At 58.6% G+C, this 24,683-nt stretch carries 25 protein-coding genes; 18 read left to right on the top strand and 7 right to left on the bottom strand.

Going from position 1 to position 24,683, the window contains the following annotated elements; translation table 11 throughout:
- Window positions 1–339: 339 nt before the first annotated feature.
- A complete protein-coding gene (locus AC239G_RS18990; RefSeq protein ID WP_487490176.1) occupies window positions 340–1,125 on the bottom strand; it encodes a hypothetical protein in 786 nt (261 codons plus the stop codon).
- Window positions 1,126–1,686: 561 nt separating this feature from the next.
- Between AC239G_RS18990 and AC239G_RS18985 the strand changes: the two genes are divergently transcribed.
- The 11 genes from AC239G_RS18985 (at window position 1,687) to AC239G_RS18935 (ending at window position 13,552) form a co-directional block, all read left to right on the top strand.
- Window positions 1,687–2,823 carry a conjugal transfer protein gene (locus AC239G_RS18985; protein WP_487490175.1) on the top strand — a complete coding sequence of 379 codons (1,137 nt, stop codon included), beginning with the start codon at window positions 1,687–1,689 and terminating at the stop codon, window positions 2,821–2,823.
- Between the two features lie 15 nt (window positions 2,824–2,838).
- Complete coding sequence (locus AC239G_RS18980; protein ID WP_487490174.1) at window positions 2,839–3,180, top strand: hypothetical protein; 342 nt, start codon at window positions 2,839–2,841, stop codon at window positions 3,178–3,180.
- Window positions 3,177–3,776: a hypothetical protein gene (locus tag AC239G_RS18975; RefSeq protein ID WP_487490173.1), complete on the top strand. Its 600-nt coding sequence runs from the start codon at window positions 3,177–3,179 to the stop codon at window positions 3,774–3,776. The genes AC239G_RS18980 and AC239G_RS18975 overlap by 4 nt, the downstream gene beginning before the upstream one ends.
- A 1-nt stretch (window position 3,777) precedes the next feature.
- Entirely contained in the window at window positions 3,778–6,369 is a 2,592-nt protein-coding gene (locus AC239G_RS18970) for an ATP-binding protein (RefSeq protein WP_487490172.1), read from the top strand.
- 2 nt (window positions 6,370–6,371) lie between these two features.
- Window positions 6,372–8,471 carry a hypothetical protein gene (locus AC239G_RS18965; RefSeq protein WP_487490171.1) on the top strand — a complete coding sequence of 700 codons (2,100 nt, stop codon included), beginning with the start codon at window positions 6,372–6,374 and terminating at the stop codon, window positions 8,469–8,471.
- Between the two features lie 3 nt (window positions 8,472–8,474).
- Entirely contained in the window at window positions 8,475–9,596 is a 1,122-nt protein-coding gene (locus tag AC239G_RS18960; RefSeq protein ID WP_487490170.1) for a M15 family metallopeptidase, read from the top strand.
- Between the two features lie 34 nt (window positions 9,597–9,630).
- Entirely contained in the window at window positions 9,631–10,194 is a 564-nt protein-coding gene (locus tag AC239G_RS18955) for a hypothetical protein (protein ID WP_487490169.1), read from the top strand.
- A 395-nt stretch (window positions 10,195–10,589) separates the two neighbouring features.
- Window positions 10,590–12,701, top strand: coding sequence for an FtsK/SpoIIIE domain-containing protein (locus AC239G_RS18950; RefSeq protein WP_487490168.1), 2,112 nt, complete (start codon window positions 10,590–10,592; stop codon window positions 12,699–12,701).
- 10 nt (window positions 12,702–12,711) lie between these two features.
- Window positions 12,712–12,954, top strand: a complete 243-nt coding sequence (locus tag AC239G_RS18945) for a hypothetical protein (RefSeq protein WP_487490167.1) — start codon at window positions 12,712–12,714, stop codon at window positions 12,952–12,954.
- Window positions 12,951–13,250 (top strand): hypothetical protein, encoded by a 300-nt coding sequence (locus AC239G_RS18940; RefSeq protein WP_487490166.1) that lies wholly within the window; start codon window positions 12,951–12,953, stop codon window positions 13,248–13,250. The genes AC239G_RS18945 and AC239G_RS18940 overlap by 4 nt, the downstream gene beginning before the upstream one ends.
- A gap of 50 nt (window positions 13,251–13,300) precedes the next feature.
- Window positions 13,301–13,552: a glutaredoxin domain-containing protein gene (locus tag AC239G_RS18935; protein WP_137211054.1), complete on the top strand. Its 252-nt coding sequence runs from the start codon at window positions 13,301–13,303 to the stop codon at window positions 13,550–13,552.
- Window positions 13,553–13,692: 140 nt separating this feature from the next.
- Here AC239G_RS18935 and AC239G_RS18930 read toward each other — a convergent pair whose 3' ends face one another.
- From AC239G_RS18930 to AC239G_RS18910, 5 genes are all read right to left on the bottom strand, one after another.
- Entirely contained in the window at window positions 13,693–14,010 is a 318-nt protein-coding gene (locus tag AC239G_RS18930) for a hypothetical protein (protein ID WP_137211055.1), read from the bottom strand.
- 218 nt (window positions 14,011–14,228) lie between these two features.
- Complete coding sequence (locus tag AC239G_RS18925; protein ID WP_137211056.1) at window positions 14,229–14,606, bottom strand: hypothetical protein; 378 nt, start codon at window positions 14,604–14,606, stop codon at window positions 14,229–14,231.
- Window positions 14,607–15,075: 469 nt separating this feature from the next.
- Window positions 15,076–15,342, bottom strand: coding sequence for a hypothetical protein (locus AC239G_RS18920; protein WP_137211057.1), 267 nt, complete (start codon window positions 15,340–15,342; stop codon window positions 15,076–15,078).
- Between the two features lie 20 nt (window positions 15,343–15,362).
- Entirely contained in the window at window positions 15,363–16,448 is a 1,086-nt protein-coding gene (locus AC239G_RS18915) for a hypothetical protein (protein ID WP_137211058.1), read from the bottom strand.
- A 139-nt stretch (window positions 16,449–16,587) separates the two neighbouring features.
- Window positions 16,588–16,962, bottom strand: coding sequence for a hypothetical protein (locus AC239G_RS18910; RefSeq protein WP_137211059.1), 375 nt, complete (start codon window positions 16,960–16,962; stop codon window positions 16,588–16,590).
- Between the two features lie 380 nt (window positions 16,963–17,342).
- Between AC239G_RS18910 and AC239G_RS18905 the strand changes: the two genes are divergently transcribed.
- From AC239G_RS18905 to AC239G_RS18875, 7 genes are all read left to right on the top strand, one after another.
- The gene (locus tag AC239G_RS18905) at window positions 17,343–18,857 is read left to right on the top strand and encodes an AMP-binding protein (RefSeq protein ID WP_137211060.1); all 1,515 of its coding nucleotides are present in this window, start codon (window positions 17,343–17,345) and stop codon (window positions 18,855–18,857) included.
- The gene (locus AC239G_RS18900) at window positions 18,854–20,050 is read left to right on the top strand and encodes a condensation domain-containing protein (RefSeq protein WP_487490165.1); all 1,197 of its coding nucleotides are present in this window, start codon (window positions 18,854–18,856) and stop codon (window positions 20,048–20,050) included. Before AC239G_RS18905 ends, AC239G_RS18900 begins: the two co-directional genes overlap by 4 nt.
- A 336-nt stretch (window positions 20,051–20,386) precedes the next feature.
- Entirely contained in the window at window positions 20,387–21,016 is a 630-nt protein-coding gene (locus AC239G_RS18895) for a transglutaminase-like domain-containing protein (protein ID WP_487490164.1), read from the top strand.
- Window positions 21,016–21,873 (top strand): HAD hydrolase family protein, encoded by an 858-nt coding sequence (locus tag AC239G_RS18890; RefSeq protein WP_487490163.1) that lies wholly within the window; start codon window positions 21,016–21,018, stop codon window positions 21,871–21,873. Before AC239G_RS18895 ends, AC239G_RS18890 begins: the two co-directional genes overlap by 1 nt.
- Window positions 21,870–22,121 (top strand): phosphopantetheine-binding protein, encoded by a 252-nt coding sequence (locus AC239G_RS18885; RefSeq protein ID WP_137211064.1) that lies wholly within the window; start codon window positions 21,870–21,872, stop codon window positions 22,119–22,121. The genes AC239G_RS18890 and AC239G_RS18885 overlap by 4 nt, the downstream gene beginning before the upstream one ends.
- Entirely contained in the window at window positions 22,121–23,629 is a 1,509-nt protein-coding gene (locus AC239G_RS18880; protein WP_137211065.1) for a class I adenylate-forming enzyme family protein, read from the top strand. The genes AC239G_RS18885 and AC239G_RS18880 overlap by 1 nt, the downstream gene beginning before the upstream one ends.
- Entirely contained in the window at window positions 23,610–24,008 is a 399-nt protein-coding gene (locus AC239G_RS18875) for a holo-ACP synthase (protein ID WP_137211066.1), read from the top strand. Before AC239G_RS18880 ends, AC239G_RS18875 begins: the two co-directional genes overlap by 20 nt.
- 46 nt (window positions 24,009–24,054) lie before the next feature.
- On the opposite strand, the gene AC239G_RS18870 is transcribed toward AC239G_RS18875, so the two are convergent.
- Window positions 24,055–24,678 (bottom strand): NUDIX hydrolase, encoded by a 624-nt coding sequence (locus AC239G_RS18870; RefSeq protein ID WP_137211067.1) that lies wholly within the window; start codon window positions 24,676–24,678, stop codon window positions 24,055–24,057.
- Window positions 24,679–24,683: the final 5 nt, after the last annotated feature.

Genomic DNA, 24,683 nt, shown 5'->3' with positions numbered 1-24,683 from the left:
CGGTGATGTGGGTGTATATCACCACATATATTAATACATGTTGGCGACGATTGAAAGCATCACCAGAAACATGGTGTGTAAGCCGAAGCAAGGGCTATTCATGCAGACGTATGAAGACCGTGCCAGAAAACTGGGGGACATACCAGAAGTCTGGCAGGATAACCAGAATCCGACAGACGCCACCATGAATAGCCAGATATATGGCTATATCACCAGAGTCAACAAGATATAACAAGATATAGCCTGGCGCGGCCGGAGGGTGCCAGTGTAAGCAAGATGTCAGGGTGCATAGCCAGTGACCGCCAGAGTACGCAGGGGGCGGCCACATGCAGGCAGGTGTCAGGAGATGTTGCCCTGCTTGATGTGGTTGGCGAGGGCGGACTGGAGGCGGGAGAGCAGCCGGTGAACCCGCTGGTACAGGGCATCACGACTGATTCCGAGGCGAGCTGCGAGTTCGATGCGAGCTTCATGGCCGGTGTGGGTGAGGTAGTAGGCCCGGACAAGCTCAATGTTCGCTGGGGTGAGGACGTCCTTCTCCTCAGCCCAGGTGAGGATGACGTCGACCTGTGCGGCAGCGGAGCGCGAATCGGTGTGCGGGGAGTCCTCAAAGGCTCTGTAGGTGTGGATTTCGTCGGGGGAGAGGCAGCAGGTTTCGTGTTTGGCGACCTTGCTGACGGTGTAGGGGACCGCGTGCTTGAGCATGCCCATTGCGAAGTTCGCGACGACCTTGGTGGAGAGGGCGAGGTTGTAAGTGCCGATGGTCTCCCAAGTGGCTGCGATGACATGTGCGTACATGTCGTTGCGATCGGTGTACTGGGCCTTCACCGAGGGGTGGTCGACCAGGCGGATGATGCGCGGAGCGAAGGCGGTCAGGATGCAACGGCCGGCAAGGGAATGCCCCGCCTGGGCGAGTGAGATGAGGCTGTGGAGGATGGCGTCGGCTTCGTTGCGGGGGAGTGTGGAGATCCGGAAGGGGATCTCTGCGAGTTCGAAGCCTCGCAGTGCCGGGTACTGGGCGGTCCATTCGTCGAAACGGTGTCGAGCTGCGTCGGAGTAGCGCCGTTCATTCCACTCTTCAGTGAGTTGGCGCAGAGAGTGCGGGGTGGTGGAGATCGTGCGTGACATGGGTGGCTCCTTGTTCGTGATGTGGTGCCACCCACGCTCCTCAGCCGCTCTCGCCTGGATTCTCGATTGTCGCGAAGTGTTCAAGGGACATACCACGCGGTCCGCTCTCGATTAACGGCATCGTTCCTGGTCAGAGGGGATGAAATCTGAGGAAAAAATTCTGGAGAAAGTTCTGCCACTGGTGTCAGATCTGGCCAATTCTGAGGGCTTATATCGGTAAAGGCCCGCCAGAGGAGGACTGATGACATCCGCGAATATCCCGGATATGGCGCTCACTGTGACCGCAGAGCAGAGGCTCAAGGAACTCGCTCAGGCGGTTGTGGAGCGCCCCTGGTCCTTCGCGTGTCAGGACGCTCTGTCGAACTTTCTGCAAGAGGATCTCCCGTGCGCTCGAGAAGCGGCTCATCGCATTCTGGCCGCGGAAGGGGTCTCAGCAGTGACCAAGACCAGCAGGATCGACGAGGTCTCCTGCACAAGACCAGCCAGTGGAGGCGGGACTCAAGGTGATGTGGCTCCTTCCAGGCCCGCCTCCACTGTGCTGCACAACGAGGAGGGAACATCATGCTCGGACTGCTGACTAAGACGAAAACGACCGGGGACACGGTCGATGATGCTGATGGTGTCGAGGCCGGGGAGGAACAGCGTCGACCGCGGCGCTCCCGAAAGCAGCCGTTCCAGTTCCCGCGGTTCTTCGCAAAGAAGGCCGCTGAGAGCGATGAAGAGGAATCACCTGCTGGCCGGGTGATGGTCTCCACCCAACACAACGCGTGGATCCGCAAAGCAGTTGGGTACACAGTCATTGCAGCCATCGCTTGCGGGCCAGTCGCCCTCGTTCAGGTTCTTCAAGTCGAGCCAGCCCCGCCTCCTCCGGCGGTAGAAGCGGGAACCGATGCGGCTGCACTGACTGAGCACGACCGAGCCGGTGCCTTCGGTGTCATGGTGGTCTCCAAGTGGCTGACCGCCACCCGCGCAGACTCCGACTCACTAGGGCAGTACTTCGCGGATGCCTCGACTCGAGGCTTTGAGACCAAAGCGATGGAGATTGCTCATCCTTCTGTCGTCAGCGCCACGAAAAGCGACTCCGGTTTGTGGTCGGTCGTCGTCGCCGTTGACACAAAGTCCACCGAGAAGGCCAAGGGCCAAGACGACAAAGTCACATGGACCACACGCCACTTCGAAATTCCCGTCCGCGTCGAATCCAGTGGTGAAGCGATTGCGCAACGGGCACCTTCGATGGTGTCCCTCCCATCCCCAGCACCCGGCACAGCACTTGCCTACGGTGAGGACCTCAACGCCACTGGCGCCATCGCAGTGATGAGCGGCGAATTCCTCAACGCACTCTTGGCCGGCAACGGAGACGTGTCCCGACTGACAACCCCAGGCAGTGACATCGCTCCGGTCGACCCAGCCGCGTTCACCTCGGTGACCGTCTCCAAGGTGCAAGCCACTGATGTTGAGATCGATGAACCGACCGCAGGGGATGCCAACGACATCCTGGTCACCGCCGTTGGCAAGACCGCGGCAGGGGAAAGCATCCCGCTGCAGTACTCGATGAGCATCCTCAGCCGAGACGGCCGCTGGGAAGTCAAAGCCCTGACGCAGCCTCCCGCTACGGAATCACCCGATGAGGCTGACGCCTCACCCTCAGAACCCCCGTCGACCCAAACAGGGTCGCCGGAACCCACCCCCACCAATTGAAAGGGATGAACCACCATGTACACCGATATCGCGAACCTGGCATACACGGCACCAACCGTTGTGGCAGAAGGTGGAGTCACTGGCTGGATCAATGATCAAACGTCACAGTTCACAGAAGCCTTCGACGGGGTCCTGCTGCTCATTGCTTCGATCGTTGCAGTGATCATCGCGTTCGGAGGCCGAACCGTGCTCAGCGCCCTGACAGGGTTCATCGTGGGCGTGCTGATCTACTGGGGCGGCACCAACATCGACTTCGGCAAGGACAAGGTCGAGGAACAGGTCATGGGCACCCCTTCGGAAGCGGTGCTGACGATCGATGCTGCTGGGGATCTGCCAACGGTGGTTGATGTGGGATGAGCACTACAGACCGCCAGCAGACACCCGAGGTTGCGAAGTTCTTCAGCCAAGCTCGTCGAATTCCGATGCTCATCGGAAAAATGCCCGACGGGTCGAAGATCTGGGGCGGCCCCTATACCGTCTACCAGCTCATCGCGCTACTCGTCACCGGCGCCGGGCTGTATCTCTTCCACGGTATGTGGTCGACAGGAGCGATCCTTGCCGATCTGGTGGTTGCAGCAGTCATAGCGATGTCTGCGGCACTGCTGGCCGGCCATATCCCTCTCGACGCACGCAATCCAACCGCCTTGGTGTCGAGCTTCGTTAACGCTCTGCAGTCACCACGGACAGGGACATACCACGGGAAAGCGCCTCGACTACGTCGACCTCACCGAGCGAACGTTGCCATCTCCGTACAGCCTCTCTTCCTCGAGGCCGAAGCACTGGCAGATGAGGATTCCGTCACCGAAGCACATGCGGAGGTAGACGCAGCAGTCGAACCAGACCCGGAACCCACAACACAGGACGAGCCTGTATCACCTGAACCGCAGTCCGTGACAGAGCTCCCACGGACGGGTCTCGAGAGGCTAATCGCCCAATCACAGAAAGTGAGCTGACATGTTTACCGGCACCTCAACCCTCTACGACACCTACGCCCATCTCCAAGGCAATCTGCTCTGGACTCACAACGGCTCTGTCTGGGCCATGTGGCGCATGCGAGGCGTTGCCTACGGCCTGAGGAGCAAACGCGACCGAAAGACCGTCAGGGACCTGCACAAAGTCATGATGCAGCAGCTACGCGGTGAAGTTCTGCTCCTCGGACTGACTACAGCAGAAGGGCCCGCGGGGGTTGTGCGCCGGATGATTGAAGGCATCGATCTGAACGAAGCTCCGGAATGGGCAGCGGAGGTCGAGGCCACCTGGGATGTGCTCGAGGACGTCCCAATGGGCTCACGAGCCTTCTGGATGGCCGTGCCCCTGTCCAACCCCGGGTTGAAGATGATCACCGAACCGCTCAAGGCGGGAGTGAGGCAAGCCACGCGAGCCGCAGATCTCGGTTCTGGCCTGCCGCCGCAGGAGGACATCGCATTCCGTATGGGACAGATGCGGGAAATCGAGGACTTCCTCCCGAAGGCATTCCATCCCCGCCGTGCCACGGTCTCGGACTACGTCTGGATCGCCCACCACTCTCAGTCCCGGGGTCTGTCGATCGACTTCGCGGTACCCGGATCGCGGATGGGGATCAACGAGAGAACGGACGAGGAGACCATCCTCCACGCGCAACAGGGATCGGTGATTCCGACTCCTGTAATCGATGAAGGAGCTCAGTCAGACGAGACCGCTCGGACGGTGCACATCGCGAAAACCCGGCCTGTACTTAAAGTAACCCAGCCCGGCTCAGACGAGTCTTCCTATCAGACGTTGCTGGCCCTGTCAGGGGTTCCCGCTGGAGGCGTCGAATTTCCTGGTTCTGAGTATCTGAACAGGCTGGATGAAACAGGCCTAGAGGTCGATTTCGTCGACCGGTGGAAGATTTCAAGCAAGGAGAACGCAGCACGGAAGAATCGTTCGGCATCGAAGAAGGTCTACGAGCAGGTCGACCAGCGGGAAGGCGACCAGGCAGCCCTCGGCCGGACCGACCTCGATCGCTCGATGGCCGAGCAACGAGCATATGTGGCTGAGCTCGACTCGACTGAAAACGAAGTCGAGGTCGAGGTGACCTCAATCTTCGCTGTATCTGGCGCCGATGTCGCCAGCAGTAAGGCCAACGCCAAGGCATTGTCACAATGGTTCAAGAACGTCTTCGAGTACAAGCTGCATATGCCCATCGGCGGCCAAGAAGAGCTGTGGGACGCGATGCAGCCAGGCTCCGTTAGATCCCGGCTCGTCCGTGACTACGCACAGCTGACGACCTCTCGAAACGCCGCCAGCAGCGTCCCGATGGCCATGAACGCACTCGGAGACGATATCGGGATGTGCTTCGCTCTCAACCGCAGCGGCGGGCGCAACAACATCGTCATCCTCGACCTGGAGGGTGCCTCGACCACTCTCGAAGTGTCAGCCTCGATCGGTATCGCCGGCGAGCTCGGCGCCGGCAAATCATTCTGCATGAAGAAGATCGTGGGAGGCGTCGTCGACCGCGGTGGCTCGGCCTTCATGATCGACCACTCAGACTCGGCGGAATGGGCGATCTATCTCAAATCGGTAGTTGGGTCCGAAATCGTCGACTTCAAGGAACCGGAACGATCGATCGATCCGCTGCGGATCCTGGGCCAAGAAGAAGGGGGAGAGGCACTCCAGTCCTTCCTCGCGCCCCTGCTAAGCCTGGACCTGCGATCGACGGACGGCACGGCCCTGTCCGAACTCCTCGACCCGGAATACCTCACCGAGTTCGGGATCGACTCGACGACGACGCTTCTTGAGCACATGCTCAGCGATGCGTGCGAAGTCGAGAACGCGAAGGCCATCGGCAAGAAACTGCGCAACTTCGCTCAGAAGAAGTTCGCCCGGGCGATGTTTGATGACTCGCTCCCGCCATTGGACATCAGAGCGCGTGCCGTCGTCGCGGCCACCCGCGGCGTGAACTTACCGACAAAGGACGAGCTGCAGAGCGAGCACTTGTTCACTCAGATGCGGTTGGACAAGATCTTCGGCCGTGCGGTCTACGCCCTGTTGGCTGCGCTGGGGCGACGGTACTGCTTCGCCGATCGCAGCAAGCTGGCCATCTTTGGAGTCGACGAAACACATCACGTGACAGGGTCGCCTGAGGGCGAGGCCGAGATTATGACGTTCATCCGTGAGGGACGCAAGGCCCTCGCGAGCGTTCTTCTCGGTTCGCATGATCCCGAGGCCGACTTTGGATCCGACACCCTGCGTGGGCTGATTCCCACCCGGATCGTGATGCGCCACCGCGACGACAATCTGGCGAGGAAATCCCTCAAGTGGTTGGGCTTCAACGAAACGGACGACACCTTCGAAGACTTCGTCAAAGAGCTGACAGAGGACACCTCGCCAGTCACCGTGCTGGAAAACGGTGAAGACGGAGTCGATGAAAACCGCCGCGGTGAAGGATTCATGCGCGATTCCCGAGGCCGTCCCGGCCGAATCCAAGTGCTCCCACCAGCCCGAAAAATCCGGCACATCGCGGCAAAAGCCTCCCCTGGCGAAGCCGCGCTGCGGGAGCAGCAAGAGATGCTCGCGGAGGTGTGACCATGAACGCAATCACTTACAAGCTGCGCCAGCTCCGAAAAGTCCGCAGCACGCTCTCACGATTCAGCAGGTGGCTGCGGACCACGCGGAAAGGCAGAATCCTCCTCGGCATCGGTCTGCTTCAGATACTCCTCTGGACGGCCGGCCCAGCCGTGGCCGATGGCCTCGTCGATTCCCGATCTCCCGCAGCGTTCCTCCCCGGCTTCAACATGGAAGACTCCCACGGGGTGAAGATGGGCTGGTTCCTCGACCTCGACATCGACGAGGGAGGAATGACGAACTGGACAGGGTTCCTGGCCTTCACCATCACCAACCTGCTCTGGGTCTGCTACTGCTACATCATCAGCCTGCTGCTCTACTTCGCCAAGACGATCTTCAACATGGAGTGGCTGGACTGGATCACACCACCAATTCAAGACGTGGCTGACGCTCTGGAGAAGTTCATCGGCTCGATCGGATGGGTCGGTCTGTTCGGTGTGATCGCCGGACTGATCGCCGGCGTCATGGCGTTGAAAGGTGCTTCCATCCGAGCCTTGGGCCAGATCTTCATCGCGATGATCGTCGCCGGTCTGGCCACTGGAGTCCTCTCCAATCCGGTCTCGTTGCTGACAGGCGATGACGGAGCTCTGATGAATGCCCAGAAGTACGGGTCTGAGGCAGCCGTGGTCCTGGTCGACCCGGAAGCAGCCACCGGAGACAGTGACCTCAACGTCGACAACGCCATCATCGCCCCACTGATCGACATCTTCGTTCGCCAACCACACCAGGTGCTCTCATTCGGTCAGATCGTCGACGGGACCGACTGCGAGGAGACCTACACCGAAGCAGTTCAGGGGGACAAAGAGAAGATGGGCATCAAGGACGGTGCTGATCCTCGTGGAGCGATGGGCGACTGCCACAAGCCGCTGAAGGAATGGGCCGACAACACGTCGATGCTCTCTGCAGGCCTCGCTGTGATAGTGCTGTTGAGCAACAGTGTGCTCAACCTGTTCCTTGGGGGACTTCTGGCACTGCTCGTCTGGTCAGCGATCATGGCGATGTGGGAAGCCATCAAATTCATGTTCACAGCTCCCGGCGGCGTGATCTCAGGCGGGATCCGCGGCCTCGCATGGCGCAACATCTCACACGCGGGCCTCGAGTGCCTCTACGTTGTGCTCTTCCTCGTCTTCATCGCCGTCTACATCAATCTGACCAGAGACTTCCTCGAAACGATACCCACCCAGGTCTACGTGATCAGGCAGATCATGGTGAACGTCTTGCTCATCTTCGGTTTGATCATCGCGTTCGTGATGCGCAGGAAGTTGAAGAAGCAAGGAAATCGCCTCGGCGATGCGCTCAACCAGATGACAGGTGGAGGGGCGATGCCGACACCGGTCCAGGCCAGCCCGTTCAAGGCCATGGCCGCGGTCGAAGCGGTCAAAGGTGCAGCAAGCCTGATGGCCAAGTTCAAGGGATCCGGTTCGGGATCGTCTGCACCAAACACGGCGCCCCGTCCGGTCTCGGCACCTGCCGGCAAAACTCCGGTCGCTCCCAGTGGAGGACCGTCAGGGCCCAGCGCTCCTCCCGCACCGACTCCTTCTGCGCCCAGTAGTCCGTCCAACTCCCCTGTGACTCCAACAGCGGGAGCTGCGGAAAAGCAGCTGATTCCGTCTCCGCAGCCGACCGAGCTTACATCGACACCTCAGCCCAGCGCCCAGGCTAAAGCTGAGGAAAAGCCGAAAACCAAGACAGGAGCGAAGGTCGCTCGCGGTGTCCTCAAGGGTACGGAGGTTGCCGGCCAGGTCATGACCTTCATCCCACCGACTGCAGCAGTGGGCAAAGCCGTCACTATCGGCACCACGACGATTGGTGCCGCAGATCGCGTCAACCAGCGTCTGAAGCAGTCCAAGGGAGACTCCTGGCCGCACGGATCCTCAAGCCGGAAGGCCGGGCCCTCAGTCGTCAACCCTCGCAACCACAATCTGCCCGGCAACAAGCCGCAGCAGATGGATGCGATGGACAAGGAGCTGCAGAAGATGATTTCAGATGCAGCGAACGCGAAGAAGTCGGCGCCTCCCGTGAGCCCGAGCGCGAGCAAGGGCAAGTCTATGGCTTCGGTGTAGACGATGGGCAAGCTGCTATGGACCATCGCGGGGATATTCTTCGCCCTCGTCGTCATCGTCGGCACTGGCGGTTTGATCATGTTTGTGCCGCTGATGGCTGGTTCCGGCGAAGATGCGGGCGGTGGCGATTGCTCCGCGGTGGTCGAGGGCGATGACGTGGTCAAAGACGTCACTGCGCCGATGCGCAAAAACGCCGAGGCTATCATCGTGGTCGCCGAGGAGGAGAAGATGCCTGAGGAGGCCGCGGTCGTGGCAATCATGGTTGCGATGCAGGAATCTCAGCTGGGCTCTGCCCCGGGTATCGACCAGCCCAACGGAGATGGCGACGCGGGGGTCTTTCAACAGCGGCAGAAGCCAGGCTGGTACGGCACACTCGAACAGGTCACCGACGTCGACTACGCGGCGAAGATCTTCTTCAAAGGCGTCGACATTACTCTGGAGGGGTTGAGCGAGGCCGAGAAGTCCGCAGCCGCCGGCCCCGAGGGCTATCACATCCCAGGCCTGACCGACATCGATGGCTGGGAAGAGATGAAGCCAGGCACCGCTGGCCAGAAAGTGCAGCGATCTGCGTTCCCCGACGCCTATGACAAACACGAAAGCGTAGCCCGCGCCTTGGTCGGAGGCACCACGGTGGAATGCGACGACGGCGGAGGCGGCGGAGGCGGCGGTTCCGGCGACTGGGACGACCGAGACGGGAAGACCAAACCCGGCAAATGGGGAGGCTACGACAACGGCACAATCCCGCTTGAAGAGCTCGATGAGATCCCATGGGCGAAAGGCGAATACCTGCGACCCGATGCGGCCGCTGACTTCAACAAACTCAACGCGAAGTTCAAAGCGAAGTTCGGATACAACATCGGCGTCACCGACTCCTACAGAACCTATGCCGAGCAGGTCGAAACGAAGAAGAACAAGGGCAATCTGGCCGCCACGCCAGGAACGTCAAATCACGGCTGGGCAATGGCTCTTGACCTCGGGACTGGCATCAACAATTTCGGGACCAAGGAACATGAGTGGATGAAGGACAATGCGATGAAATTTGGGTGGAAGCATCCGGACTGGGCAGAGCCCGGCGGGTCACTGCCTGAGCCCTGGCACTGGGAGTACTGGGGCTACCCGAAATGAGCAACCAAACACTCATGGCCCGCGATAGGAAGTGATGACAGTGAAACCATGGTCCTGGAAACAGTGGACAGCATTGGGAGTCTTCGTCGTGCTCGTCGGGGTACTCATCTTCAACGGAATCCGCAATCGCGACGAGACTCGAGCCGCTCAGGAGGCAGAAGAGACCCCTTCTGCGACAGCGACTCCATCCGAGGAGTCCGAACCGGATCCGGATGAGATTGACCGACTGACAGAGGAGCAAGGTGAGAGCGGAGAACCGGAATCGGGCCCGGGCGCCCTTCCCGTCGACGAGCCATGGTTCAAGACCTGGAAGCCGGCAGCCGAACAGCTAGCGATCGCGTTCGTCGACACGAGCGGGGGACAAGAAGAGTGGACAGACACGATGAGCGAGATGATGACCGATCGTCTTGCTGAATCGTATGAGTCGGTCGACATCCGCAACGTTCCACAGGGGACATACCAGAGCGTGGAGCTCGACGAACAGGCCTCCACTGCAGACGCCGTGTGGGTGACCATCACCTATGACACCTTCACGATGAAGGTGCGATTGCGGCACCACAATGAGCGGTGGTTGGCCGAGGAGATCGAACCCGTGTAGCAGTCCATCTGGCAGACGCACAGAGAGGGCCGGCACCCAGTCATCGGGGGTGCCGGCCCTCTCTGTGGACTCGTGCGAAAGTGCTTCAAATCGTCATGCTTCGACAGGGTGGAGTCCGGTTATATCTGGGGATGAAGGGCGGGGAATTCTTACATATCTGGTGGGCCGCTTGTGGCCTCTTGCCCTCCGGAGCAAGCTCCGTCTGACCGAGTCACAAGCGAGTCTAGCAGATGTGTCAAGACAGAGAAACTGCAAATGTAGTTTCTGCTGACATCGCAAGAGTTCACCAGACGTCACCACGCACGGCGGGACATACCAAGAATTGTTGTTGGGAGATGTCAGATCCGGTTCCTCGAAGTGGCCTATATCGGTAAAGAGCAACTCGAGGAGATGGCATGAAACAGAACCCATTCGAGCCGTGGAAGAGAAGCGGATTGGAGGACCTCGGATTCAGCGAAGGATCTTCGGTCGGTCTGACGCCGCGAACGGTGATGTGGCCATGGGGCATGGTCCTCGCCGGGGGAGCGGCAGTCGCTTGCGCGATCGCCGCCATGATCCGAGGATGGCCGCTCTGGAGTTTGGTAGCCATCCTGATTCTGGGGTTTGTGGCTGCCGGACTCGTGTCGATCTTCGGGTGGCGCAAGCAACGCAGAGACGAGCTCGCAGATCGCATCATCGAATCACTGGCCGTGCTGATCTCCGACACCAAGAGGCCATCACGACGGGACTACCAATTCCGCTCTTGGGTGCCCGGAGACTTCAAACGACCGCTCGATCGATTCATCGGGGCGCCCGCCGACATTCGGATTCGGTTCGAAGCTCGCATGGATGAAGAGAGCATCGACTGGCGTATGGCGGTGGCAGACAAGGTGTCTCAACGTTCCGGAATGGACTACGACATCACCCGGTATGACTCTCGAGCATGCGTGCTCGCTCTCGGCTTCGCGGCCCCGGTCGAGGAACCCGAACCGGATCCGGTCTTCAAAACCAAAACCACCGCATTGGCCAAACAGGTCTTCGGAGATTCGGCAGCAGTATCGGTGGCCCTCAACGAGGATGACGAGCCGTTACCGACACAGCTCTCTGTCGAATATGACACCGATCGAAAGTGGGCAAAGGCTTCAGTCCGTCGTGATATCGAAATGACAGTGAACGCTCTCCTGCCGGGACGGTGGCGCCCGGATTGGAACCTCACCGATGACACCGTCCAGTTCGAACTCCGCCCGACAATGCCGCTGTCGATCCCGCACCCTCGCCCAGACACATTTGGCCAGGTTGAAGATACGATCCTGCCCTACGCCGAAGACGAAGACGGCCGCATCGTGGCGTGGGATCTCAAAGCAGCCGGACCGCACATGATCGTGGTCGGCCGAACGGGCACAGGCAAGACCGTGCTCATCATCGGGATCCTCATCGAAGCGGCAGCGCGCGGTTGGAAGATCTGGGTCTCCGACCCCAAGAGAGTCGAGTTCCTGGGTCTGCGCGGCTGGCCCAATATTCAGATCGTGGCCACGCAAGTTTCGGAGCAGGTCGCGATGATCTATAAGGCGTGGGAACTGATGGAGTATCGCTACTCCCTCATCGAAGCCGGCGAAGCAGACGAGGACGACTTCGAACCTCTCATCGTGTGCCTCGACGAGTACCGTGACTTCGTCGCCATGGTGACCGGCTGGTACCAGTCAGTCAAGGAAAAGGGGATGCCGACCAAATGCCCCGTGTTTGAGTGGATCGGCAGCCTTGCCCGTAAGGGACGTACCGCGCGCATTCATCTGCTTATGGGCACCCAGCGTCCCGACGCGGATTTTTTGGGCGGGGAGATGCGTGACAATTTCCCGGCCAGAGCGGCATTGGGCAGCCTCTCGCCACAGGGTGCGCAGATGATGTGGAACTCTCCATCGACTGGGATCGCGCTGCCGAAGGGAGTCAAGGGTCGAGCCACCGCGGTGACCGTCGACGGTGCACCGGGGGAGGTCCAAGTGTATTGGACCCCGGACCCTCGGAGAGCTAAGAAATCGGGAAACGATGCCGACATGGCAATCCTGGAGAGTCTGCGACCGGCGGAGGCTGTGCACCCGCCATTGAGGATCGACATCGTCGAAGAGCCATTCGATGGAGATGACTACAGCGAATGGCGGGAGGTTCTGGCTGCAGAGCTCGTCGAGATCTCCGTGGAAGAAGCGATGAAGCCTCGCGCGGTGTCGACCAAGACGGTCGTCAACGCTGTGATCGAGGACAAGCGAGCCGCGGAGTCCGAGGACGGTTATATGCCAACAGAGGACCTCCAGGCTTGTGAAGTTGAAGCTGGAGATCTCGTCAGGGTGGACGGACAGTGGGTCGCTGTCGAGGGCTCGATCGAAGATCCAGGAGAAGAGGATCTGTGGTGTATTGACTACCGCACCGACGATGACGAATCAGAGATGCTCGCAATCGACGCGAGCGAAGTGCTGCCTGTGAGGAAACCAGACAACTCCGAAACTGAGGCTACTGGCCTCCTGGACGAACAGTGAGGACCGTCTGATGAACACAGGGGGACATACCATCAGCGCTGAGTTGGAGCGGGTCATCGATGCCTGGCTGCTCATGGAGCTCAGGCACGAAGGCCAGGTCGACGTCGACGACACGATATCGATTGAGATCTCCGAGGCTTGCGCTGCCGAGATAGCCCAACACCCATTGGCGTACTACCTGCAATCCCTCCCGCGGTTTGGGCCGGAGGTCGGGATCGAAGTCTCTGTCAACACAGGAAAGGACCAATCATGAACTGGAGCAAAGAAGAAGAGCAGATCATCACCATTCTGTTGCTCGCCTGCGGTGGCATCGGGTCCATCGTGCTTGGCGTCGCCGTGCCGGCGTTTCGTCAGGCACTCGTCGACTTCCACATTCTCGCGGCAGAGGGCGTCGTTGTGCCCTTGTTCGGAGATGACATCGGCCTTGACTGGGCACGAATCATCATCGGAGGGGCAGTAGTTCTCCTCGTCGTCGGGTTGTTCATTCTCAATGCGGTGGTGAGGCTGCGCCGCCGCCGCCGGCTGATGCGTATCACCGATGCCTTGTGAGCGGGCCGCCCACCAGATCTGAATCAGCAATCAAACAAGGGGGACATACCATGACAAGTCATCCGACCGTGTACACCAGCGATGAATGCAACAAGTGCACTCGAACTAAAGGCGAGTTCGAGCGGCGCGGAGTGGCCATCACCGAGATCAATGTCAAGGAGACACCAGGTGCCGTGCCAGCGTTGAAAGCGATGGGGTTTGGAGAATTGCCGGTTGTCGTCACAGACGATGACCGATGGTCTGGGCACCGGCTCGACAAGATTCTCATGTACATCCGGAACCGGACCCGTGATGGCGTGTGAGCGCTACGATCGCTACCTCGAGGGGATGAGTCTTGAGCGAGCTGCGCAGTGGTTGACGGATCAAGGCATTGAGATTCCGTCCACGTCGTCAGAGATCGCCGAGATCATCGACGGTCAGTTCGACGGGGGCCTGCACTGGTTCATTGCCAGTCAGTTCTCTTCGGCAGCAGATCCGTCCGGGAAACGACCTCAGCATTGAGGATCCACTCTCTGATGCTCTGGCGAGTCCACAAAGGGCTGCGCCCGACCTGGTCAACAGGGTCTGGGAACTGGTCTCGTTGCCGGTGTGTGCGCAGGCGCTCCGTGGGGATGCTGAGAGCTTCGGTGATTTGCCCGCCGGTCATCAGGTCGGAGCCTGCTCCGGAGAAGATCCCGGCATAGCGCCACTTGCGGTGGGCCCTCCTCCACTTCACGAGGTCGTCCTCGTCCCAGTAGAACTGGTGGGAGGTGACGCGCATGGGATCGGGGAAGGGGACAGGGGAGTGGCGAGTCCACACTGCTTGGAGCCGGAGAAAAGTCGATCGAGAGATCCGCAGGAGATCACAGGCCTCGAGCGTGCTGAGGATCCGGTGGGTCAATTCGGCAACTCCATGTCGCGTGGTCGGCAGAGATTCTGCATACCGGACGTGAACTCGGCCGGTTCAGACTAGTGTGTCATGAGCCGGTGAAACATAGATTAGTTGTCGATGAGGCCGGCGAGCCAGGGGAGAGCTGCTTCGGCAGGTTCGTGCACCGGCCGTGTCTTCCAGTCGTACGCCGGCGAGCAGTTGGCGATGGTCATCTGCAACGCTGTGTGCATGCGCAGTGCGGCCTCAGAGTGGATGGGTGTCTGGCGAAGAAATGGGTCGGACTCCCAGATCCAGAGATCGGGGAGTCCTCCCATTGTTCCAGTTGCATCGCACCACGCTGAGTAGTTGGCATCGAGGAGCTCGCGAATGATCTCCTCGGCACGGTCTTCGAAAGATCCCACACGTGTCGATCGCATCGTCTCGTAGTGGGCGATGCCGGTGACACCGTCAAAGAGGATGTGTGGTTGGAGAATCTCGACAGACATGGTGCGGTCCCTACCGGTTCATGAGGCTCCTTGGTGCAGCCATCATGTCATTTCTGAGTTGCTACCGCAGGCGGGCGATAGGTGCTGTCGAAAGGAAACCTGCACTGTGAGCAGAACCGACCGGTGGCCTCACTATGGTCTCCACAGCGGGGACAGGACATGATCGAGCCGCTAATCGCGATGTAGTTCTCTCTCATCGCCTGAGGAGTTCCCCAGACCGCAGCTTCGATTGCGTCGCAGACACCTGCTTCGGCCTGGCTCTGAGGCCGATAGGTGATCTCGGAGTGGACGAGTCTATTGATCGTCGACTTGCTGGTGCCGAGCTCTGCCGCGAGTTGTCTCTGGGTCCCTCTCTCGGCCGCACGCTCTTGAACGTATCGAGCTGCCAAGCGTTGCTTCACGTGCTGAGCAAAGTCGACTACTCGTTTGGCAGAGGTGAGAGGGTGCTCAGTGACATGTTCGGTGTCCATCACACTTCCTCAGGGTTCGGCTCGACCGTGAGGCGCCGTGTCGGGCCGTTGTATTCACGAGACAGCTGACGGAGCCAGGCCTCGGGGTGAGAGTCATGGGTGACGGGCCCGCCGGCCTCCCGGTCAACGAATTTGAGATCCATGAGCCACTCGGGATCTCCTTGGATTTCGCCGATGGTTCCGTCCTCGGCGAAGGAGAAGGCGCCCATGGTTTCCCACTCTCCGGTGGACTGCAGCTTGCGTTCGATGGTGACGATCTTGTTCATGGCTGGTTCTCCTGTTCTGTTCAGAATCTACCGTTGGTGGGAATGGGGGGAAGCTTCTTCAGCTCGATCATGCAGTCGATGTGTGTGAGCCGGTCGAGTATTCGGTCTGGGTGGACGATTCCGCGGAGGAAGTCGAGGTTGGTGGCTCGGAGGCGTTTGAGGTCCTCGATGTGAGCTTCAGTGAGCGAGCTGTCGTTGGTGAACTTCTCGCTTTGCTGGTAGATCCTCCAGACTGAAAAGTTGTGGGCATATTCGCCGATCCTGGTGAAGCCGTAGCCGTGATCGATGAGCGTGATTCCGAGGTGCTCGGGGGTTCGCCGGTAGACGAGTGTGTTACCGGGGTGCCTGTCCCGCTGGCCGGTGATTGCGTCGAATACAGCTGCGTCGTGAACCTGATGAGGGTCAAGTTGGTTGCGATCGGTGAATGGGCTGAAGTCTTCCCCAGGGTACTTTTTCGACAGAGTCCCCAATTCGCCGTTGACTTCCCTGAGCACCGTGGGCGGAACCATGTCGGTGTACCTGGTCCCCAGTTGCTGTGCCACTTTCCACGTGGCGACTTCGTGTTGTGCCTGCATGGAGTACTCGTGGCCGAGTGAAATCTCGTTGTCGATTTCCTGTCCGGCGAGAGGTTTGAAGAATCCTTCGCCTCCGTCTGCGAATTCGACCCGGATGGTTTCGTTGACTCCTTGGCTGTGGTCTGTGGAATCGACGATTTTCGCTGTCAGCAGTCGCCGCTCCTCAGGTCCTTTCCCTGACTTGCCCTGTATCGACAGCGCCGTAGCGATCGCCGCTCGTGTCTGAGGGTAGTTGTGGCTGTACGGCGTCCAGCGAGGACCCTGAGGTGGGGTATCGGGTTTCTGAGGGTTGGTGTGTGCTGGTTGGGCGATCCAGGTGGGAGCGCCGGCGTCCTGGGCCCATTGTTTAGCTCTGCCTGGGGGAAGCTTCTGAACGAAATCGCGGACCGCGGGATCCTTGACGTTCTCTTCATCGTTGGCCCAGTTCCGCAGTGCCTTCTGTATCCCGCGGTTCTGGCGTCGACGCCAGTTGTGTCGGTTTAGGGCAGAGGGGCTGTTGCACCCCGGGCAGCGGCGATTGGTGTCGCACATATGTTCTCCTCTCCTACGCATGTAAGCGGAGGAGAGCGCCGGGGTCTGACATGGTTGGAGAGATTCTTTGATGGAGTCATGGCAGTGGAGGGGAAGGGCAACGATGCTGTGAGTGCTGCACATTGCTCCTCCTTCCCGGTCAAAGGTTGGCGTTGAGGTAAGTTTCGAGCTTGCTGGCGATGGCGCGCGCAGCTGCCTCGGAGATGGATGAGAGCTCTTCCCCGCTGCCGGTGATCAGGAGCGGACCGTACAGCACGTGCTGGTAGGCGAAGTACTCGGTGGCGCTGGTTCCACAGACCTCCTTGAGGGCGATGGTGCCGAGCACGTTGGCTTCCTGGTTGAAAGCGCCCTCGTCGTCGACCCACACATCGATGGATTCGGCGGCGGCCGTGAGAGTGAAGACCACGTAGTCGACGCAGTTGCAGCCGAGCTCACGAGGGATGCAGTCGTCGCTGCCAATGGTCACCAGTCGGTGGGTTCCGTCGGCGTCGATGCGAAGTGCGGTGTGATTCATATTAGCTCCCCAAAAACGTCTAACATAGACAAATATATAGCTAATTATATTCCCTGGCAAGCAAGAATTGGGGACGTACCACAGATTCGATAGCGATATGTCCCGGGCTTAGGGCCCTCTGCCATTGCTGCAGAGAGGGCCTTCTAGGAGCGAGGGTTCAAGTTGTTGTTTGATCGTCGAAGAAGGACTAACTGCCTCGCGTCCTTCCCACCAACGTCCCTTCGTGGCATTATCGACCTAGAGAATGCGTCCGAATGCCGGAACTAAGCTTCGGTATTTCGGGCACTGTTCTCGACCTTACAAGTCAGATGAGTGATCTATCGGGAGGAGGTGTAGCATGACCAGCTTCGAAAAAATCGACATCCGCGAGCTCGATCTGAATGAATTGGACGACATCGTGGGCGGACCCATGTGTATCTGATCAGTGCGGCTGGTGGCGGTCTTCGCTCTCGGCCTCTTCAACGTTTGGATACGATTTGGAGCATTTCGCAATATCACATCTCCGGACCGTTGCGACAGCGAATCCAAATGCGATTGCATTGGAGCATGCTGGTTCGGCTCTTACCTACTCGCAGTTGTTTGAAGATGTGTGTGGGAGTCATGATTGGTTGCTCCGTTGCGGCCTGCAGGCCGGGGACCGTGTCGCGGTCCCCGGCAGCAGGACCCCGGGCTGGGTTATCGGTTTGCTCGGAGCGTGGAGTATGGGCGCAATTCCAGTCCTCCTCGATCCGCGCTTACCTGAAGCGAGGCGTTCGATTGCGGAGCGCGCGACGGGAGCCTCGTGGCGTCTAGAGGTTGGGTCAACAGCCCCAAGCCTCCTTCCTTTAGGGCCCGTGCGTAGAACTGCGAGCCCTGCATATAGTCACATCCTATTCACTACTGGCACCACGGGCACCCCCGTCGGGGTCGCGTCCACCATTAGCGACTTGAAATCTAAGATGGAATGGTACGTCCATGAGTTCGGGGTCGGTGTCGAAGATCGGTATGGGCTGTTATCGGGCCTGGGTCATGATCCGGTGTTGCGTGACTTGCTTGCCCCAATCATCACTGGCGGCACCCTTGTAGTGCCAGATCGGGAAGTTCATAAAGTACCAGGTCATTTGGCGACATTTCTCATCCGCAATCGGATAACAACTTGGCACACGACGCCGGCGCTTGCCAAGTTTGGAAGGGTTGATTCAGCTTCGTCCAACGACTTAGCGCTTCTACGCGTTATCGTCGGCGGGGGCATGCTTGATGTGCGCTTGGCTCAGCGGTTGAAGGAGCGTTCCAGCAGGGTGTTCAACGCGTACGGACTTACCGAAGTCTCGCAGATCGCGTGTCTTCACGAATTCGATTCAGAGCGGACCAACTCCAAGCCGGGCACAGACGAGTTTACTTCGGTCCCTATCGGAGATGGTGCCGCAGGTGTGAGAGTAGGCCTCCGGCACGAGTTCGGGTACGACAGCGGGGAGCATCCAGACGAGATCGTGCTTCTCGCTCGCAATTCGAGCGTACTTACACACAGCCCCAAATGGGAGCAGAACCCACCAATCGAGAACGCAGGTTTCGTAATCGCCACCGGAGACCTAGGCCGACGAGACTGCGAGGGCCTTATCAGGGTGACCGGTCGCCTGGGCCGTCTGAAATCGGTTAATGGGTTCAGGGTTTCCTTGGACGAGATCGAAGCTCTTTGCCGACAGCTGGCTGGTGTCATTGACTGCGAAGCAGTCGTCCGATCCGGGGCAGCGGGCGATCGAGTTCACCTCCGAGTTGTCACTGATAGTTCCTGGATCGATTCTTTGGCGGTCCAGTCGCATTTGGCGGCAAACCTTCCCGAATTCAGCCTGCCCTCCCGAGTGAACGTCCAGCATGGGTCCGAGCACCTCGGCACAAACCTGAAGGTAATTATATGAGCGAGTGGTTGCCGATGTTGCCCAGCCAAGTGGAACCATTCCAAAGGCACCTCCAGGGCGATCACGCCAGCGGCTTCATAGCACGTGCTTATGAGCTGTCGGGCGAAATCGATGTGGAAGCAGTGGTGGTTTCGCTTCGTGGACTGCATGCTGAAAACGAGGCTTTGAGGTGCTCTTTCTCCAATCATGAGCCGATTCGTCAGCGTGTGTCGGCGACACAAGCCAACGTCGAGATGTTGGACGTGAGCGATACAACTGATGAGTCCGTCGTGCACGACTACTTGAGGTGGCGTGTCTACCGTGATGCCATTGATTGGGATCTATGGTCTGACGGCGTATACCGTGCGCGACTTCTAAGGTTGGCGCCGGACCGGCATATTATCCTTCTCGGGTATCAGCACATTGCCGTCGATGCTCGCTCAATTGCCATCCTCGAGTCGCAGCTCTTCGGGACTAACAAAGACGGCGTGGACCGACCTTCCTACAAGGACGCGGTGTCTCGTCGCTCGGTGAGGAAAGATCGCGTTTCGGCTATGCGCTATTGGGAAAGCCAAGAACGTCTTCTCGCAAGCAATAGCCCGGTTCCAAAACCGGCTATCCTGAAGATCTTGCGTGCGAATGTCACAGGTGACTCTCTTGATTCTCTTGGACGGATTGCCCGTGCCAGCGGGGTGAGCGTTCCTCAGCTTTTGTTCCATCGTTTCGGTTCACAGGTGTTGCGCGAAACGGAGCAGACTTCGGTGGTGATCGATTTCGTCATTGATGAGCGTTCAGCTCCAGAGAATCAGCTGGTTGGGAACTTTGCACATAATGTACCAGTGGTGTTGAGGCATGCTGACGTCGGCTCGGCGGAGGCGGCAACGGCTGCACTCTTGAGCGCGCTTGCGAATAGGCCACGTGCCGCGGGCAAAACTACGACGATGAGTCTCCCGATTGAAGCCATCCGGCACACCTCAACGCAACCCATCAACTTCAACTTTGTGCGACACGGAGCGACGGATCCAAATCTCGCTGCCTGGGCGTCGGAACCGAAGGTGAACCGTTTCCCCGTTCATCTGAACTACAGAGACCCCCATCGATTCAGGATCACCCTCAACGAAACGATAGGTGGCCTCTCCATCGCTTTGCGATTTAATCCGATGCTCGACGAGGAGGCTTCCGCATTGAGAATTCTCGAAAGCGTGGTCCAGTAAGTGTCGATCCGGCCAACAACTCCAGAAGGCGGGACGTCTCTCATCTCCGCCCAGTTAGACAAGGCCAGAGTAGTCATCGAGCGTCTTGCACTGATCGACCCGAAGTATCGGGATTTCTCAGTGACGACCAAAGATGCGGAGCGATGGTTCGGATTTTCGTTCGCGGATCTGGAAACTTTACGTGCATTCGGCCTTCGAAGTTCCGGTGACCATCCCGTGCGGACATATGACTGGGGTGAGCTCGTGACGCTTGCATCGCATTTGCGTATGCGTTCCGGGCACCGAGCTGCAATGCGGTATTGGCTACGGACACTTGAGGGTCTATCAAAAAGTCGAATGAAATACCGCATCGAGGTCGAAGCTGTTGTCGAAGACCCAGACCTCACGCCGTTGCAGGTGCTCGGGTCAGATGGACGATACACGACGGTACTTACACAATCTGGGCGGGTCTCCCGCCAATCCTGGGTGAGTCTTGAGCTTTGCACGAAAGCTGTTACGCCAATGATCGCGGCCCTACTTGAAGAGTACTCGGACATAGACCACTATTTTCTTCCGCGTGCTCTGTCGAATGACGCCACGATTTACCTCAAACATAGGATTGCTGACTGCAGGTCGTTTGCCTACTTCCTCAGCTCTGCCGCTCGACGTGAGGGTATCCCCTGCCGCGAGTCTTGGGGGCTCATCGTCTCTTACCCCTACTCAACGCCGCATGCCTGGGTCGAGTTTCTTATTGATGGCACTTGGGTGGCTATCGATGTCTTCATGGCGCGTGCCCTCCGAGAGTGGGGTCTCTCAGACCTCCCGTTATTAGAGCTAGCGACCTTGCTCGGCTCGCTGTACTCTCGATGGTCTGCGACCCCCGTACCGTTCGCTTGTCCTGCAGATACGGTCAGGCACACGACATTTCGAACTAGCCGTATGACGACAGGGGTGGAGATCCCTACAGCGCTCGCTGGAGAATACTGATGGACATCGCTTTTGCCGCATTCGACTTGGATGGAACCCTGCTCGAAGGTTCGCAAGCGATCGAGCAGGATGTAGTGGACTCGTTGAAATCTATGATTGAGGCTGGGGTAGAACCGGTGCTCATCACAGGGCGATCCCTACACTCGTTCCTCGCGCTCGGGGTTGACAACGCGGTGCTCGACCTCTTTGGGCCGGTTATTTTGCTGCAGAACGGCAATGTTCTCTGGCATCGTTTAGAAGGGGAGGTACGGGTTCAGTTTCCCGTTCCGTCTACCGTGATGGCCGCTTTACACCGTGACCGGTCGGTCTCTTTCGTCGCCGACGTAGGTAATGAGTTCCAAGCAAGTGATCGCATCGTGGCGGCGCGCTATGCACTCGCGCATGGATACCCACGTTCGAGTATTCGAATTGGGATAAAGTCCTCACAGGCTGCATCGCGCTTGTTCGTATATGAAGCCCCCAATAGCGTTACTGATATGCTCCGAGCTGAGAAGGAGATTGTGGTGCATCCGGCGGTCGAATCCGACCATTATATTGTGCTACCGAGCAGGGCGTGTAAATCAACGGGGCTCACGCGATACTTACACCAACGTGACGGGAATGTGAACCTGCGACGGGTCGTTTCATTTGGAGACGGCGTTAATGATGTCTGTCTCCTATCGATGACCGGCGCCGGCGTGTCCATGGCGGTAGCTCACCAGGAAGCCGTTGAAGCTGCATCGATTCATCTGACAGGTTCGCTGGGAAATTACCTTCGTGGCGGACTCGCAGGCATACAACTCTCATCGAGAACGGTTCATCGGTGCTGGCACGATAGAGTGGGCGACTGCGTCGCCGGAAAGGAAACGGACCGATGACAAATCCCTCCCTCAGTCACGAGGCCGATCAGATAATCCTCCGATACGTAGCCGGAACCAAAGCCGATGATTTGAACGACGAGACACCGCTTGCAAATGCGGGTCTGGATTCAATTATGCTTGTCCGCCTGATGTTCGACCTTGAGGACGAGCTCTCGATTGAATTCCCCGACGAACTTGTTACTGCGGACACGTTCGACTCCGTCGGCTCGTTGCGGCGGGCAGTGCAGTCGCTACTCGGCAGCTGATGATCCAAACGGCGCGGGCACAGTTGTGGGCGATACTCGAGCACCGTGGTCGTAGTGAGCCACTGAAAATTGCGGTGAGCGACGATACTGGCCAATCCACGTACAGCGACCTGCTCCGGGAAGCTCGACAGTGGTCGGGGTGGTTCGAGGAATCGGGGTTAGAACGCGGGGATCGGCTGCTCGTCAGCGCCGTTCCGTGTCGTTCCTTTGTGGCTCTGCTATTTGGTGCGATCCACGCGGGCGTTGTTGTTGTGCCCGTGTCGACCTCGGCATCTCCTCGCGAACTCGTACAATTTGCCGATGATTGTGCCCCTACCCTGATTATCCTGCACGACGCCATTACCCCCGCTGTCACGGCCCGGCACGGAGTTGTAATCAGTTGGGAAGATGCGAAAAAGAAGTCCATCGGGAATCGAAAAACGAGAGACTCAGAGGTGTTGGAAGATGACGACGATCCCCCTGCCTTTCTGATCTATACTTCAGGGTCAACGGGCTTACCTAAGGGGGTTGTTTGCGATCCTGCTCAGGTTGTTTTCAGCCTCGATGCGATCAGCAAGCGCCTTTGGTACCTACCAACTGACATTGTCTACTGCGTTCTTCCTCTCTCGTTTGATTACGGTTTGTATCAGGTTTTCCTCTGTGTAGCCGCGGGTGCGCACCTGATTCTCGATGAGATTCGGACTAAGCCTCTATCAGTACGCAAGCTTGGCAAAGTCGCTGCCACGATTCTCCCTGCTGTTCCATCAATGCTTCGTGTACTGGTCGAGGCGAGTCGGAGGGGTTTCGAGCAACCAAGCTTACGTCTGATCACGAACACGGGAGAAGCTCTGTCTCCGCAGTTGCAGCGACACTTGGCACAGCTGTTTCCCGAGGCTACTTTCGCGTTAATGTACGGGTTGACCGAGTGCAAACGAGCGTCGATAGGTCTCTTTAAAGCGAGTGACTTGCCGACTGCTTCTGTGGGCTCTCCGCTCGATGGGACATGGGTTGGCGCTGTCGAGGGTACTGGTATGCAGCTACCTCCTGGTGCCGTAGGTGAGCTTGCGGTGGTCGGCCCGAACGTTGTGTCAGGCTACTGGGGTGGTATACCCCTGCCGACAGCCACCGGTCAAGATGGGCAGATGATGTTGCTGACTGGAGACCGGGGTCTTGTTGCTGACGACGGCACCGTACGTGTCTTGGGTCGCATCGATAATCAACTGAAGATTCGAGGCGTCCGAGTCTATGGTTCAGAGATCGAAGAGGCTGTCCTCGACATACCGGAAGTTACAGCCGCAATTCTGCAAAAGTCGTCCGCTAATCAGCCGGTCCTTTGGATCCAGTCGGAATTACCTGAATCCGTGATTCACGAGGGCCTTAGCATACGGTTGGATCGAGCGAAGTGGCCCGCGAGAATAGAGGTCAGAAAAGCTCTGCCTCTGACGGCGAACGGAAAGCTGCAGAGGATGCCTGTTGAGGATTCTGCTGCACTGAAAGTTGGAGAGCAGAATGCAGATGGTTCCTGCTGACATGTCATTCGCACGAACCTACGTTGGTGTCGACCTAGTCGACATCGATGATCTCGCTACCCTCGTCGAAGGGTCTGGAACGAGATTTTTGCGAGGCAACTGGACACAAGACGAAATTCAGTACGCCAATGGCCGATTCGAGCGCCTCGCGACGAGGTGGGCAGCTAAGGAGGCAGTGGCGAAGGCCCTTGGTGTTGGTATCGGCACAGTTCGGCCGATTCAAATTGAAGTTCAAGCCTCGCCGGGAAGACCGCCCGCCTTGGCGCTGAGTGGTGCCGCGGCCGAGTTGGCAAAGTCTCGCGGGATCGACCAATGGTCGCTCTCTCTAAGTCACCAATCCGGCATCGCCATCGCAGTAGCTTTTGCCCTGGGGCGGTAGACCTCGGCTGCTGTTTGACAATGACCGTAACGGGGCAATGGTGGTCTCACGTACCGTTGAGCGTAGCAAGCCGTTGTGTGGAGAGCAGCGCCGCCGCCAAATGATACGACTGCTGGAGCTTCTTCGGGTCGAAATCTGCAAGCGGCATTAGCGAGACCTCGATCTCTTCATTTTCGTCCAGGTCTTGAGGAGCAACCAGTACGCAGTCGAGGGCGAGAACGTAGTGGACTCGGTTGGTTTGGTTCGCCCAATTGGCGAAACCTGAACCAACCGATTCTAAAGTGCCCGGTTCGTACCCCGTCTCTTCCAGAAGTTCACGGTGAGCCGCCGCGAGCGGTGACTCACTGGTGCTTGACGTTCCTCCTCCTGGAAGACCGAGGCCAATAACTCCTGCGCCGTGGTGGTATTCGGTGACGAGGATGACGTCAAGTTGCTGAGTGACAGCGAATACGGCCACCCAGTCGGAGTTCTCAAGAACGTAGTAGGGTGAAACTGTAGCGCCGTTGGATCGGTGACAGTGATCAGCGCGAACCCTTATCCAGCGGTCAGAAAGCGGATAAGTGGAACTCTCGGTTATCCAAGGCTGCAATCTCGACAACACACTTGCTCCATTCGAGTCGGATGGTGTGGGACAATCGGCAAAAGCTCTTGCTATCAGGTATTCACTCATTAAAG

Source organism: Brevibacterium sp. Lmc1 (genome assembly GCF_057654315.1).
This window is presented reverse-complemented; position numbering and strand designations above follow the sequence as displayed.